Origin of the sequence: Pseudomonas sp. NFACC14 (assembly GCF_900106885.1) — a bacterium.
In the GTDB taxonomy this organism is placed as follows: domain Bacteria; phylum Pseudomonadota; class Gammaproteobacteria; order Pseudomonadales; family Pseudomonadaceae; genus Aquipseudomonas; species Aquipseudomonas fluorescens_AA.
In genome coordinates, this window is the sequence record NZ_FNOA01000018.1 from 1 (window position 1) to 13749 (window position 13749).

Genomic DNA, 13749 nt, shown 5'->3' on the forward strand with positions numbered 1-13749 from the left:
CCCCCTTCGGTGTCGAGGCCGGTGATGATCACCGGGTCGTCGTTGTTGTGCACTTGCAGCACCAGGTTCGCGGTGCTGGTGTCGCCATCGGCGTCGGTCAGGGTGTAGGTGAACGTCTCGGTACCGCTGCCCCCGCCATGCAACGCGACGAATTGCGGGTCGCTGGTGTTAAGGGTGTAGGTGTATGTGCCGTTGGGGTTGAGTACCAGGGTGCCGTAGGTACCAGTGAACGTCCCGCCAATGATCGGCCCGCTGTCGGGGCCGGTGGGGATCCGGTCGGCGCCCTGGTGGTCGTTGGTCAATACGTTGCCGGTAAGGGTGACCAGGGTTTCCGACGCCGTGTTCGCGTGGCTGTCGTCGATCGCCTGGGGCACGTCATCGGTGATGTTGACGTCCAGGGTGCCGGTGGCCGTGTCGCCGTCGGTGTCGACGGCCACCACGGGGAACTGCTCGGTAATGTTGTTGGCCCCGCCGCCGGCAGGATGGGTTTCATTGTCCGTCAGGGTGTAGGTGTAACTGACCACTCCCGTGGTCGGGTCATAGCCCGTGATGGTCAACGTGTTGCCCATCGCCGACGTGATGGTCTGAGGAAAGCCTGCGGGCACGCCGCCGCTGATCACGTTGATGCCGCCGATGCTCAGGCTGCTCAGCCCATCAGGCGCGGAAACCGTGAAGGTGCCATTTTGCACCAGCGCCGCCGGATTGCTGGCCGAACCATCGGCCAGATTGGCCTCGTTGGTGGTCAGTTCGCCGCCCTGGACATTGACCCCGTCGAGGGTCACGGGGTTGTCCGGCGTCTCAGGGGTTACCGGCGGCACGGCGGCATTGTCGCCGGTGTTATCCGGGTCACCGGCCAAGCGTAGCTGGGGAAATTCGGGAATCCCGTTGAACCCGGCCGTCGGGAAACCGATCAGCGGATCGACCTCCCCACCCACTTCTTCCAACAGCACAAAACTGTGCCCACCGCCTACACCACCCGGGTTGCCACCTTCAGGCCCGGCGGCCGTGGCTTCGCCGGTCTGGGTCGGGTCGGCACCGGCGGCGATGGCTTGCTGCAGCTTTTGCACATCGGTCAGTTGCGCGTCGCTCGGCGTCGTCGTGTCGGGCGTGTCGACATGAGGCGCATGGTTGGCCAGCAGCTGCGGGGTCAGGGTCAGGTTGCTTTCACGGCCCAGGGTCAACGACTGGCCGTTCTGCAGATGAACAGCCACAGCCCCTTCGGCACCGGTGACCAGGTGTTCGCCGGCATAGAGCCGATCGCCTTCGACCAAAGGCCGCCGCAGGCCACCAGCCGCTTCTGCGAAAACTTGCCCGACCACTTTGCTGACGATACCGATGAGCGCTGCCATGTGCATTTCCTCCGTTGCCGACCGCAATCGGCACCTGTCTGGGTGAAGAATTCGTCCTCAGGTTTGGCGACCCAAAAAGCTGGAAAATCTGCCAGCTTTCGCGGAAGCAGAAGGTGCTGGCAATTCGCCTAAACGACAAAAAACCGTCACAAAAACCGCTTCTCACATCGCCCTTTCGGTACTTCTTCACGTCGCTTAAAAATCTGCATGAAACTTTTATTGACGCCTAAAAGCCGTCAGAACCCGCAGATTCAAAGGCTTTCGCTTTGAACAATGTGCCGGTTTTTTTCAAGCTCATAAGTTTTTTTTGGAATAACTCTTATGAGAAATTCTTCTTAGGTTTTGCTCAGGATGTTCTTAGCTGTGTTGTTACAAGGTTGAAACGGTTTTGATCTTAAACACGTCAATATTTTGGCGACAAGCGAAGCACTACAGACCTCAGGAGATGCACCCCATGCGCGTTCTAACCCCCCTCTGCAGCGCGGTTTTGCTGGCCATGGCCTGCTCTTCTCAGGCGCAGGCCATGTCATTGACCGAGGCGATCCAGAGCACCATCGCGACTCACCCGGAACTGGCACAACGGGTGGACAGCCGTCTGTCGGCCAACGAAGACGTCAAGGTCGCCAGAGGGGGCTTTTTCCCATCGGTGGATCTCAATGCCGGTTACGGCCGTGGCTACAGTGACAACACCAACACCCGCGCCCTGGGCAACCACCACACCAATATCCTGACCTACACCCAATCGGAGCTGCGCCTGCGGCAGATGATCTTCGACGGGTTCAACACCGCCAATGAAGTGCAACGCACCCAGGGCGTGGTCAATTCCCGGGCCTATTACGCCCAAGGCACGGCCCAGGATCTGGCGCTGCGCACCATCGAGGTCTACCTGGAAGTGCTCAAGCGCCGCGAGCTGGTGACCCTGGCCAAGAACAACCTGCAAGCGCACATGCGGGTCAACGACCAGATCGGCCTGCGCACCCAGCGTGGGGTCGGCAGCAACGCCGACTCCGACCAGTCCAACGCCCGTCGGGCCCTGGCGGAAAACAACTACGACACCGCCCAGGTCGACCTGGCCGACGCCGAGGCCAACTTCTACAGCGTGGTCGGACGCATGCCCGATGAGCTGGAGACACCGCCCTCGACCAAAGGCGAAATCCCCGCCGACCTGCGCGAAGCCCAGCAAAGCATGGTGGACAACAACCCCTACCTGAAATCGGCCCAGGCCGACATACAGTCCGCCGAGAGCCAGTACGAAGTGGCGAAGTCGCCGTTCTACCCACGCTTCGACGCCGAGGCGGCGGTGGGCGCCAACAACAACATCGGTGGCGAAGAAGGCCACGACAACAACTGGCGGGTCGGCGTGGTGATGAACTACAACCTGTTCCGCGGTGGCAGCGACAAGGCGCGGTTGGCGTCCAACGCCCACCAGATCAACCAGGCCATGGACATCCGCAACAACGCCCTGCGCCAGCTCAACGAAGACACGCGCCTGGCCTGGAACGCGATGCTCAACGCCCGCAAACAGACCCCCACCGCCCGCGAATATGCCGACACCACCGCCCGTGTGCGCGCCGCATACCAGGATCAGTTCGGTCTCGGCCAGCGCACCCTGCTCGACCTGCTCGACAGCGAAAACGAGCTGTACAACGCCAACCGTCGCTACACCGAGGTGCGTTACACCGAGGAGTACTCGATGTACCGGGTGCTGGCGAACATGGGCCTGCTGTTGCACAAACAACGGATCGTGCTGCCGGCCGATACGGTCGCGCAGACCGAAGTCAAGAACCAGGCTCGGCTGCCGGAACTGAAGTAGCCCCCTCCAAAAAAAATGGGAGCGAACACTGTGACCAGCATGGAACCCACAACCCTTGGCGCTGATCCGCGCCTGAATTTCGATGATCCCTTGCTGGACGGCCTGTTGATCCTCTGCAAACTCCATGGCGCGACGGTCAGCCGCGCCAGCCTCAGCGCCGGGCTCCCTATGGCGCACCAACGCTTGAGCCTGGACCTGCTGCCCCGCGCAGCGGCCCGGGCAAGCTTGCAGGCGCGGCTGTTGCGTCGTGAGCTGGCGGACATCTCCCCCCTGAACCTGCCGGTGATGCTGATCCTGGCGGGGGGCCGTTGCGCGGTCTTGCGGCGCTGGGGCGAGGATGGCAAGGCGCTGATCCTGCCCAGCGAAGCCGATGGTGGCGAGCAGTGGGTCAGCCGCGAGGAGCTGACCACCGATTACAGCGGCCAGGCGCTGTTCGCCCGGCCGCGCCATGAACTCGAAGACCTGCGCTCGCCCCTGGTACCCCGGGTCGAGGCGTGGTTTCGCGACACCTTGAAACTGTCGCGCTGGCTGTACAGCGACGCGATCCTGGCGAGCTTCCTGATCAACCTGCTGGGGCTGATGGTGCCGCTGTTCGTCATGCAGACCTACGACCGCGTGGTGCCGAACCAGGCCACGTCCACCTTGTGGGTGCTGGCCGTGGGGCTGTTGATCGGCACCGGTTTCGAACTGGTGTTGCGGGTGGTGCGCGCCCATCTGCTGGACACCGCCGGCAAGAAAACCGACGTGATTCTGTCCGCCACCCTGTTCGAGCGCATCACTGGCATGGCGATGAAGGCCAAGCCAGTGACCATCGGCGGCTTCGCCCAGAGCATCCACGACTTCCAGGGCCTGCGCGAATTCCTCACGGCGGTGACCCTCACCAGCCTGATCGACCTGCCCTTCGCCCTGCTGATGCTGGTGGTGATCGGCCTGTTGGGCGGCTGGCTGGTGGTGATTCCCGTGATCGCGTTTCCGATCACCATCGTCTTCGCCATGATCATCCAGGTGCGCCTGCGCGACACCGTGCAAAAAAGCCTGGCCCTCGGCGCCCAGCGCCAGGCCCTGCTGATCGAAACCCTCGGTGGCCTGGAAACCCTCAAGGCCTGCAGCGCCGAAAGCGAGCGCCAGCATCAATGGGAAAGCACCCACGGTGCCCTCACCCGCCTGGACAGCCATGCGCGCAACCTCTCGGCACTGGCGACCAATGGCACCTTGTTCCTGCAACAACTGGCGGGCATGGCGACCATCGTCGCCGGGGTCTACAGCATCATTGCCGGCAATCTCAGCGTCGGCGCGCTGGTGGCGACCTACATGCTTGGCAGCCGGGTGCTCGCCCCGCTCGGGCAGATCGCCGGGCTGATCACCCGCTACCAGCAAGCCCAGCTCACCATGCGCAGCACCGATGCCCTGATGGCGTTGCCCCAGGAGCGAGACGCCAAGCAGCGGACCCTGGACCGTACCCAATTGCAGGGCGCCCTGGACGTCAGCGGCGTGACGTTCCACTACAACAGCCAGAGCGCCCCGGCGCTGACCAATGTCAGTTTCAGCCTCAAGCCCGGCGAACGGGTCGGGATCATCGGCCGCAGTGGCTCGGGCAAGAGCACCCTGGCGCGCCTGGTGATGGGTTTCTATGCCCCTGAGGAAGGCCAGTTGCTGCTGGACGGCCTGGACCTGAGGCAACTGGACGTCGCCGACCTGCGCCAACAGATCGGCTACGTCGCCCATGACCTGCCGCTGCTGGCCGGCAGCCTGCGGGACAATCTCACCCTGGGCGCGCGCTACATCAGTGATGCGCGCATGCTGGAAGTGGCGGAACTGACCGGTGTCACCGAACTGGCGCGCCAGCATCCCCAAGGTTTCGACCGCCCGGTGGGCGAGCGCGGGCAACTGCTGTCCGGCGGCCAACGCCAAGCCGTGCTGCTGGCCCGGGCCTTGTTGCTCGACCCGCCGATCCTATTGCTGGACGAACCCACCAGCGCCATGGACAACACCAGCGAAGACGTCCTGCGGCAGAAGCTTCACCCCCATGTACAGGGCAAGACGGTGCTGTTGGTCACTCACCGCACCTCGATGCTGAGCCTGGTGGACCGGTTGGTGGTGCTGGATAACGGTCGGATCGTGGCGGACGGGCCGAAGGACGCAGTCATCGATGCCTTGCGCAAGGGACGGGTAGGCTCTGCGGCGGTTTAAGCGCAACACCTCCCCTGTGGGAGCGAGCTCGCTCGCGATAGCATTGGATCAGCTGGCGCAGGTGGGACTGTTACATCGCTATCGCGAGCAAGCTCGCTCCCACACAAGCTCGCTCTCACAGGTTCTTTGTTCGGTTTTATTTTCTCTCACTGACGGGTACCGCCCATGTCTGCCCAAACACCGGATTCAACCGCCCGAAGCTACTTCGGCAGTTTCAGCAAAAGCGCCGAAAGCGAGTTCATGCCGGAAACCGCCGGCGCCACGCTGCAGGATTCGCCCCGGCGCTCGCGGGTTACCGTGTGGCTGGCCGCCGGGTTGATCATCACCGGGCTGGTCTGGGCGAAGTTGGCGGTCTTGCAGGAAGTCACCACCGGCGAAGGCAAAGCGATTCCGTCGAGCAAGGTCCAGGTGATCCAGAACCTGGAGGGCGGCATCGTCACCGAGATATTCGTGCGCGAAGGCCAGATGGTGAACAAGGGCGACACCCTGCTGCGCCTGGACGACACGCGATATCAATCGAACAAGGGCGAGAGCGAAGCCGACCGCTATGCCTTGACCGCCCAGGTCGAACGCTTGTCGGCCGAGGCCGAGGGCCGGCCCTTCAAACTTTCAGATGAGGTGATCGCCAAGGCCCCGCAAGTGGCCGAGGACGAGCGCTCGCTGTATGAACAACGCCAGCGGCGCCTGGCCAGTGAACAACGGACCCTGACCGAACAGCTGCGGCAGAAGACCCAGGAGCTGGCGGAGTTTCGCTCCAAGCAAGGCCAGTTCAGCTCCGCCCTGGCCTTGTTGCAGGAAGAAATGAACATGTCCACGCCGCTGGTGCGCACCGGGGCGGTGTCGCCGGTGGAGATCCTGCGGCTCAAGCGCAGCGCGGTGGAAATCCGCGGTTCGCTCAACGCCACCACCCTGGCGATTCCCCGGGCCGAATCGGCGATCAACGAGATCAAGAGCAAGATCGACGAATCGGAACAGACCTTCCGCTCCGAGGCGGCCAAGGACCTCAACGAGAAACGCACCGAACTGTCGAAAATCACCGCCTCGAGCATCGCCATCGACGACCGCGTGACCCGCACGACAGTGGTCTCGCCGGTGCATGGGGTGATCAAGCAACTGAAGGTCAACACCATCGGCGGCGTGGTGCAGCCGGGCAACGACATGGTGGAAATCGTGCCCCTGGAAGACAACCTGCTGATCGAAGCCAAGGTCCGCCCCCAGGACGTGGCGTTCCTGCACCCGGGCCAGAAGGCCATGGTCAAGTTCAGCGCCTACGACTACACGATCTATGGCGGGCTGAGCGCCAGGCTCGAACTGATTGGCGCCGACACCATCACCGATGACAAGGGCAACAGCTTCTACCTGATCCAGGTGCGCACTGACAAAAACCACTTGGGCGGGGATGCCAAGCCGTTGCTGATCATTCCGGGAATGGTGGCGACGGTGGATATCATCACCGGGGAGAAAAGTGTCCTGGATTACTTGCTCAAGCCGGTGTTGAAGGCGCGGACCGAGGCGATGCGCGAGCGGTAGGCCTTGAGCTGAGACTTTCTTTGATTGTTCTACCGTTATCGCGAGCAGGCTCGCTCCCACAGGGGGCTCCAGCGCACAAAAATCCATTGTGGGAGCGAGCTTGCTCGCGATGAGGCCGGCAGCCACACCACCTATTTTTCAGCATGATTACGCTGATAGGTCTGCTCCCCCATCGCCACAATCTGCCCCTCGATCAAGGCCTCGAACGGCCTCAGCAACGCCTCGAAACTCGCCGGAGCCTCCAGGACCTGCAACGCTTGGACAATCGCCTCCACCGTCGACAACGCCCCCGGCCCCGGCGCCTTGCGCAAGCGGTAACGGGACACTCCGCCTTCGGCCAGGGTCACCCTCGGCAGTGCCGCCAGCAGCGGGTTGAGGTGCAGCAGCTTGCGGGCCTTGCGCCAGGTGCCATCGGGAACGACCAACAGCAGCGGCTCATCGGACGGGGCGCGGGCCTGCAACGGTAGCGCCTCGTCGCCGGGAAACAACAACCGCGCCTGATAACCCGGTTGATCGAGCAACCGGGGCAGATCCTCGAACACCTCACCCACGATCAACTCGGCGTTATTGAGCCCCAACGCCGCCAGGCGGGCGGTGTTCAAGGCATGGTTCACTTCGCTGGGATGCTGCAATAGCAAGACGCGGGTGCGGCTGTCGAGGCTGGGGATCAGCGGGCACAGGCAATGGCTTTGTGGCCTGTGGCAACGCGGGCACTGGATTCTGGACATGGTCAGGCCTGATTCAGTTGAGCTTTGAGCAAATCACGGAACGTCTGGATCAGCGGCTCGCGGCTGCGACCGCGGCGCACGATCATCGAAAACGGCGCCTGATAGCCGAAGGTCGCTGGCAGCAGCACGCGCAAGTCACCCCTGTCGACCCAGGCCTGGGCGTAGTGCTCAGGCAGGTAGCCGATGTAGGCACCGGACAGCACCAGGATCAACTGCGCCTCCATGCTCTCCACCGTCGCCGCGCTGTGCTTGAAGCCGTGGCGGGCGAGTTCGGCCTGGCTCCAGTAACCGCGCCCGACCATGCGCTGCTGGGTGATGACCTGCTCGGGAATGCGCCGCTCGTTGAACAACGGGTGGCGGTTGCTGCAATACAACCAGTGCTGCTCACGGTACAGCGGCATGTAGACCAGCCCGCTCATGCGCGTGGAAAACGCACCGATGGCCAGGTCCAGGCGGTTGTCCTGCACGCCGAGTTGCAGCTCGTAAGGGCTCATGACCGACAGATGCAAATGCACCGCTGGATGTTCCTGGCTGTAGGCGCCGATGGCTTCGGCGAACGGCAAGGCCTTGTCGCTGACGGTGGAGTCGATCACCCCCAGGTTCAACGTACCGCGCAGCTCCCCCTTGAGTGCGGCGGCGTACTGCTCGAACCCTTCGAGCTCGCCCAACAGGCGCAGGGTTTCCTGATGGAACAGCTCGCCCTTGCTGGTCAGGCTGAACCCGCCCCGGCCGCGATGACACAGCACCAGGCCCAGGGCCGATTCCAACTGGCTCATGTAGGTGCTGATGGCCGACGTGGACAGGTTGAGCTCGTGCTGGGCATTGGCGAACCCCTGGTGCCGGACCACGCTGACGAAAATGCGCAGCAGTTTCAGGTCGGGTAGAGCGTTGGCCATTGGGGGTCTCCATACAATCGAGTCAATGCACATTTGTGGCGAGGGGATTTATCCCCATTGAGCCCTGTAGGAGCTGGCGAAGCCTGCGATCTTTTTGATCTTTCGCTTGGGATTCAAGTGTCGGGGGAAAGATCGCAGCCTCGCTCCGCTCGACAGCTCCTACACAGCTCCTTCAGTCAGCGGGAGCAAGCTCCCCGCCACAAAGAGTCTATCGCCCCGCCCGCCATTAGTTTAGAAAAATCTGAACTAAGTATTTGCCCCCAGCGATTCTTCACGCCAGCGGCTTTTCGCAGAATCGGCCCCTGATAAATAAAACAGCGATGAGGCCCTACCCGTGGACAAGACTCTTCACCAACCACTGGGCGGCAACGAAATGCCGCGCTTCGGCGGCATCGCCACCATGATGCGACTCCCCCATTTGCAAACCGCTGCCGGCCTGGACGCGGCCTTCGTCGGCGTGCCGCTGGACATCGGCACCTCCCTGCGCGCCGGCACTCGTTTCGGCCCTCGCGAGATTCGCGCCGAATCCGTGATGATCCGCCCCTACAACATGGCCACCGGCGCCGCGCCGTTCGACTCACTGTCGGTGGCGGACATCGGCGATGTGCCGATCAACACCTTCAACCTGCTGGACGCGGTGCGGATCATCGAAGAGTCGTACCACAAGATCCTCGAACACAACGTCATCCCCCTGACCCTGGGGGGCGATCACACCATCACCCTGCCGATCCTGCGGGCGATCCACAAGAAACACGGCAAGGTCGGCCTGGTGCACATCGACGCCCACGCCGATGTGAACGACCACATGTTCGGCGAGAAGATCGCCCATGGCACCACCTTCCGCCGCGCCGTGGAGGAGGGCCTGCTCGATTGCGACCGCGTGGTGCAGATCGGCCTGCGGGCCCAGGGCTACACCGCCGATGATTTCAACTGGAGCCGCAACCAGGGCTTTCGCGTGGTCCAGGCCGAAGAGTGCTGGCACAAATCCCTCGCTCCACTGATGGCCGAAGTGCGCGAGAAAGTCGGCGGCGGCCCGGTATACCTGAGCTTCGACATCGACGGCATCGACCCGGCCTGGGCGCCCGGCACCGGCACTCCGGAAATCGGCGGCCTGACCACCATCCAGGCGATCGAAATCGTCCGGGGCTGCCAGGGCCTCGACCTGGTCGGTTGCGATCTGGTAGAAGTCTCGCCGCCGTACGACACCACCGGCAACACCTCGCTGCTGGGCGCCAACCTGCTGTACGAGATGCTCTGCGTACTGCCCGGCGTGGTTCATCGTTGAGGTGCGGCCATGAACGATCGAGATCAAATCCTCAAGGCCGCCGCCGAGCTGGTGTCGGCCTTCGCCCGCAATGACCGCGACGCCTACTTCGGTGCGTTCACGGCCGATGCGAGTTTCGTGTTCCACACCCTTGAACAGCCCCTGCTGTCACGCGATGCCTACCAGGCATTGTGGGATCGCTGGCGGTCCGAGGATGGCTTCGAGGTGCTGAACTGCACCTCGAGCAACGCCTTCGTCAGCCTGCAAGGGGACGTGGCGATTTTCATCCATGACGTGGCCACCGAGCTGCGCATGCAAGGGGAGCTTCACTCTAGCCAGGAGCGCGAAACCATTGTGTTTCGCCAAGAACAACAAGGCCTGTGGCTGGCCTGTCACGAACACTTGTCCGCAATGCCGGAAGGGCTGCCATCCCCTTAGCAACAGGCGACATTCACATTCGATGAACGCGCCTCGATGATCGGAGCAGATCATGCATAACAATAACGATAAAAGCCTTACGCACATTGAAACCAACGGGGTCGAACAGATCCCGGACCACGAACGCACTGCCGGCCCGGGCGACCTGTTTCGCCTGATCTTCGGCGGCGCCAATACCTTCGCCACCGCCGTGCTCGGCAGTTTCCCGGTGCTGTTCGGCTTGTCGTTCCAGGCCGGGGTCTGGGCGATTGTGCTGGGCGTGTTGGTGGGTTCGATCATTCTCGCGCCGATGGGCCTGTTCGGCCCGCTCAACGGTACCAACAACGCGGTGTCTTCCGGTGCGCACTTCGGCGTGCACGGGCGCATCGTCGGCTCGTTCCTCTCGTTGCTGACCGCCATCGCGTTTTTCTCGCTGTCGGTGTGGAGCTCGGGCGATGCGTTGATCGGCGGCGCCAAGCGGCTGGTCGGCGTGCCGGAAACCGACCTGAGCCTGGGCCTGGCCTACGGCCTGTTCGCCCTGCTGGTGTTGACGGTCTGCATCTACGGCTTCCGCTTCATGCTGTGGGTCAACCGCATTGCCGTGTGGGCCGCCAGCCTGCTGTTCCTGCTGGGCATTTTCGCCTTCGCACCGACCTTCGACAGCCAGTTCGCCGGCACGGTCAGCCTCGGCCAGCCGGGCTTCTACGCGGCTTTCATCGGCGCGGCGCTGGTAGCCATGAGCAACCCGATTTCCTTCGGAGCGTTCCTGGGCGACTGGTCGCGCTACATCCCCCGCAACACGCCCAAGCGCCGCATCATGCTGGCCGTGATCGCGGCACAACTGGCGACATTGATCCCGTTCCTGTTCGGCCTCGCCACCGCCACCATCGTGGCGATCAAGGCGCCGGACTACATCGCGGCCAACAACTACGTGGGCGGGCTGCTGGCGGTTTCGCCGGGGTGGTTCTTCCTGCCGGTGTGCCTGATCGCGGTGATCGGCGGCATGTCCACCGGCACCACCTCGCTGTATGGCACCGGGCTGGACATGTCCAGCGTGTTCCCAAGGGTGCTGTCGCGGGTCAAGGCCACGCTGCTGATCGGCGTGCTGTCGATTGCCTTCATCTTCATCGGGCGCTTCGCGGCGAACCTGGTGCAGAGCGTATCCACCTTCGCCGTGCTGATCATCACCTGCACCACACCGTGGATGGTGATCATGATCATCGGCCTGCTGGTGCGCCGCGGCTTCTACTGCCCGGATGACCTGCAAGTGTTCACCCGCGGTGAAACCGGCGGGCGCTACTGGTTCAGCCACGGCTGGAACTGGCGTGGCCTGGGGGCTTGGATCCCCAGTGCGCTGGTGGGGCTGTGCTTCGTCAACCTGCCGGGGCAGTTCGTCGGGCCGCTGGGGGAATTGGCCGGCGGGATCGACATCAGCCTGCCGGTGACCCTGGGCCTGGCTTCGGTGGTGTACCTGGTGCTGCTTGGGGTGTTCCCTGAGCCGGCGGCGGTGTATGGGCCGGATGATCCGCGGAGCAAAAATCAGCCGAGCACAGAACCTGTGGCGAGGGGATTTATCCCCGCTGGAGCGCGCAGCGCTCCCAAACCCTGACACCTCGGTGGGCCAGACAGATTGAGTTGGCTGTTTTGGGGCTGCTTCGCAGCCCAACGGGGATGAATCCCCTCGCCACAAGGGCAGTACCCGAGCTTTTCTGGCTGGGGTACCAGCCGTCCCCACTATAAAAAAGACAATCGGAGACACGCCACCATGGCTTTGGACTTAATCGTCGTTCTCATCTATGCCGCTGGCATGATCGCCCTCGGCTGGTACGGCATGCGCCGCGCCAAGACCCGTGACGACTACCTGGTGGCCGGGCGCAACCTCGGCCCGGGCTTCTACCTGGGGACCATGGCCGCTACCGTCCTGGGCGGTGCGTCCACCATCGGCACCGTGCGCCTGGGCTACGTCTACGGCATTTCCGGGTTCTGGCTGTGCGGCGCCATCGGCCTGGGCATCGTCGGCCTGAGCCTGTTCCTCGCCAAGCCGTTGCTCAAGCTCAAGATCTACACCGTGACCCAAGTGCTGGAACGCCGCTACAACCCGGCGGCGCGCCAGGCCAGTGCGCTGATCATGCTGGTTTACGCACTGATGATCGGCGCCACCTCGACCATTGCCATCGGCACCGTGATGCAGGTGTTGTTCGGCCTGCCGTTCTGGGTGTCGATCCTGGTGGGCGGCGGCGTGGTGGTGCTGTATTCCACCATCGGCGGCATGTGGTCGCTGACCCTCACCGACATCGTGCAATTCCTGATCATGACCGTCGGCCTGGTGTTCCTGCTGATGCCGATGTCCATCAGTGACGCGGGCGGCTGGGATGCCATGGTGGCTAAACTGCCGGCCAGCTACTTCGACTTCACCGCGATTGGCTGGGACACCATCCTCACCTACTTCCTGATCTACTTCTTCGGCATCTTCATCGGCCAGGACATCTGGCAGCGCGTGTTCACCGCCCGCAGCGAAGGCGTGGCCAAAGTGGCCGGCACCGCCGCCGGCCTGTACTGCGTGCTGTATGGCCTGGCCGGGGCGTTGATCGGCATGGCGGCCAAGGTGTTGCTGCCGGACCTGGAGAACGTCAACAATGCCTTCGCCAGCGTGGTGCAGACCAGCCTCCCCAACGGCATTCGTGGCCTGGTGATCGCCGCAGCCCTGGCGGCCTTGATGTCCACCGCCGCGGCGGGCCTGCTCGCCGCGTCCACCACGGTGGTCCAGGACTTGCTGCCCCGTCTGCGCCAGGGCCGTGAGAGCGGCAGTGCCGACGCCCACGAGAACCGCATCGCGACCCTGCTGATGGGCGCGGTGGTCCTGGTGATCGCCCTGGTGGTCAGCGATGTGATCAGCGCCCTGACCCTGGCCTACAACCTGCTGGTGGGCGGCATGTTGATCCCGTTGATCGGCGCCATCTACTGGAAACGCGCCACCACCGCCGGCGCCATCACCAGCATGTCGCTGGGCTTCTTGACCGCGCTGTTCTTCATGCTCAAGGACGGCCTGGACGCCAACACGCCGATCTACTACAGCCTGAGCGTGGCGCTGGTGAGTTTTGTGCTGGTGAGCGTGCTGTCGCCACGGCCGAAGGTGGTGGCCGAGGCGGTTTGACCGCCAATGCTCGACAATGAGATCCCTGTGGGAGCGAGCTTGCTCGCGATGACGGCAGTACATTCAACAAGAATGCAGGCCGGTCCACCGCTATCGCGAGCAAGCTCGCTCCCACAGGTTCTGTCTTCAGAAATAAAAAGATCGCAGTTCCGGGCCATCTCCATTGAAATGGTCCGGAACTGCGATCTCTCCAAATTCGGCGATGTATTTACCGGCGGCGCGGTTGGCGGCGGCGTTGCTCGTCATCGGTGCGGATCGGTACCGGTTGCATCGGCGGTTCGATCAGGCCAAGCGCGACACCCAAGTCGTGAAGCCAGTTCTGGATTTTCTCTTTCATCGTGGTGCCCCCTCAGGGTGGTGCGAGCGGCAGATTTCTGTGGCCCCTTCGCACTGATAATAGTCCGATGT

At 63.2% G+C, this 13749-nt stretch carries 11 protein-coding genes; 7 read left to right on the forward strand and 4 right to left on the reverse strand.

Translation table 11 applies throughout. The features are described from left to right. The coding region (locus BLU85_RS22435; RefSeq protein ID WP_139208049.1) for a retention module-containing protein at nucleotides 1-1349 on the reverse strand (1349 nt) is incomplete at its 3' end. Nucleotides 1350-1803: 454 nt separating this feature from the next. Between BLU85_RS22435 and BLU85_RS22440 the strand changes: the two genes are divergently transcribed. The 3 genes from BLU85_RS22440 to BLU85_RS22450 all read left to right on the forward strand — a co-directional run bounded on the left by BLU85_RS22440 (nucleotide 1804) and on the right by BLU85_RS22450 (nucleotide 6882). Beyond that, complete coding sequence (locus BLU85_RS22440; protein ID WP_092205060.1) at nucleotides 1804-3162, forward strand: TolC family outer membrane protein; 1359 nt, start codon at nucleotides 1804-1806, stop codon at nucleotides 3160-3162. Nucleotides 3163-3192: 30 nt separating this feature from the next. Continuing rightward, nucleotides 3193-5352, forward strand: a complete 2160-nt coding sequence (locus BLU85_RS22445) for a type I secretion system permease/ATPase (protein WP_092205061.1) — start codon at nucleotides 3193-3195, stop codon at nucleotides 5350-5352. A 165-nt stretch (nucleotides 5353-5517) separates the two neighbouring features. Next, nucleotides 5518-6882: an HlyD family type I secretion periplasmic adaptor subunit gene (locus tag BLU85_RS22450; protein ID WP_092205062.1), complete on the forward strand. Its 1365-nt coding sequence runs from the start codon at nucleotides 5518-5520 to the stop codon at nucleotides 6880-6882. 131 nt (nucleotides 6883-7013) lie between these two features. On the opposite strand, the gene BLU85_RS22455 is transcribed toward BLU85_RS22450, so the two are convergent. Both BLU85_RS22455 and BLU85_RS22460 read right to left on the reverse strand, forming a co-directional pair. Continuing rightward, nucleotides 7014-7610 (reverse strand): tRNA-uridine aminocarboxypropyltransferase, encoded by a 597-nt coding sequence (locus BLU85_RS22455; protein ID WP_092205063.1) that lies wholly within the window; start codon nucleotides 7608-7610, stop codon nucleotides 7014-7016. A 2-nt stretch (nucleotides 7611-7612) separates the two neighbouring features. Continuing rightward, complete coding sequence (locus BLU85_RS22460; RefSeq protein ID WP_092205064.1) at nucleotides 7613-8506, reverse strand: LysR family transcriptional regulator; 894 nt, start codon at nucleotides 8504-8506, stop codon at nucleotides 7613-7615. Between the two features lie 334 nt (nucleotides 8507-8840). Between BLU85_RS22460 and speB the strand changes: the two genes are divergently transcribed. From speB to BLU85_RS22480, 4 genes are all read left to right on the forward strand, one after another. After that, nucleotides 8841-9791, forward strand: a complete 951-nt coding sequence (gene speB, locus BLU85_RS22465; RefSeq protein ID WP_092205065.1) for an agmatinase — start codon at nucleotides 8841-8843, stop codon at nucleotides 9789-9791. A gap of 9 nt (nucleotides 9792-9800) precedes the next feature. Continuing rightward, nucleotides 9801-10208, forward strand: a complete 408-nt coding sequence (locus tag BLU85_RS22470; RefSeq protein WP_092205066.1) for a YybH family protein — start codon at nucleotides 9801-9803, stop codon at nucleotides 10206-10208. 49 nt (nucleotides 10209-10257) lie between these two features. Next, a complete protein-coding gene (locus tag BLU85_RS22475) occupies nucleotides 10258-11796 on the forward strand; it encodes a purine-cytosine permease family protein (RefSeq protein WP_256326591.1) in 1539 nt (512 codons plus the stop codon). A gap of 156 nt (nucleotides 11797-11952) precedes the next feature. Next, on the forward strand, nucleotides 11953-13341 hold the full coding sequence (locus BLU85_RS22480) for a sodium:solute symporter family protein (RefSeq protein WP_092205068.1): 1389 nt from the start codon (nucleotides 11953-11955) through the stop codon (nucleotides 13339-13341). Nucleotides 13342-13549: 208 nt separating this feature from the next. Here the strand turns inward: BLU85_RS22480 and BLU85_RS31475 are convergent, their stop codons facing one another. Beyond that, the gene (locus BLU85_RS31475; RefSeq protein WP_003198971.1) at nucleotides 13550-13678 is read right to left on the reverse strand and encodes a PA1414 family protein; all 129 of its coding nucleotides are present in this window, start codon (nucleotides 13676-13678) and stop codon (nucleotides 13550-13552) included. Between the last annotated feature and the right edge of the window lie 71 nt (nucleotides 13679-13749).

Excerpts from the sequence above, each read along its gene's own strand:
- BLU85_RS22440 (WP_092205060.1), top strand. The coding sequence starts at position 1,804 with ATGCGCGTTCTAACCCCCCTCTGCAGCGCGGTTTTGCTGGCCATGGCC.
- BLU85_RS22450 (WP_092205062.1), top strand. The coding sequence starts at position 5,518 with ATGTCTGCCCAAACACCGGATTCAACCGCCCGAAGCTACTTCGGCAGT.
- BLU85_RS22455 (WP_092205063.1), bottom strand. The coding sequence starts at position 7,610 with ATGTCCAGAATCCAGTGCCCGCGTTGCCACAGGCCACAAAGCCATTGC.
- BLU85_RS22460 (WP_092205064.1), bottom strand. The coding sequence starts at position 8,506 with ATGGCCAACGCTCTACCCGACCTGAAACTGCTGCGCATTTTCGTCAGC.
- BLU85_RS22470 (WP_092205066.1), top strand. The coding sequence starts at position 9,801 with ATGAACGATCGAGATCAAATCCTCAAGGCCGCCGCCGAGCTGGTGTCG.
- BLU85_RS22480 (WP_092205068.1), top strand. The coding sequence starts at position 11,953 with ATGGCTTTGGACTTAATCGTCGTTCTCATCTATGCCGCTGGCATGATC.
- BLU85_RS31475 (WP_003198971.1), bottom strand. The coding sequence starts at position 13,678 with ATGAAAGAGAAAATCCAGAACTGGCTTCACGACTTGGGTGTCGCGCTT.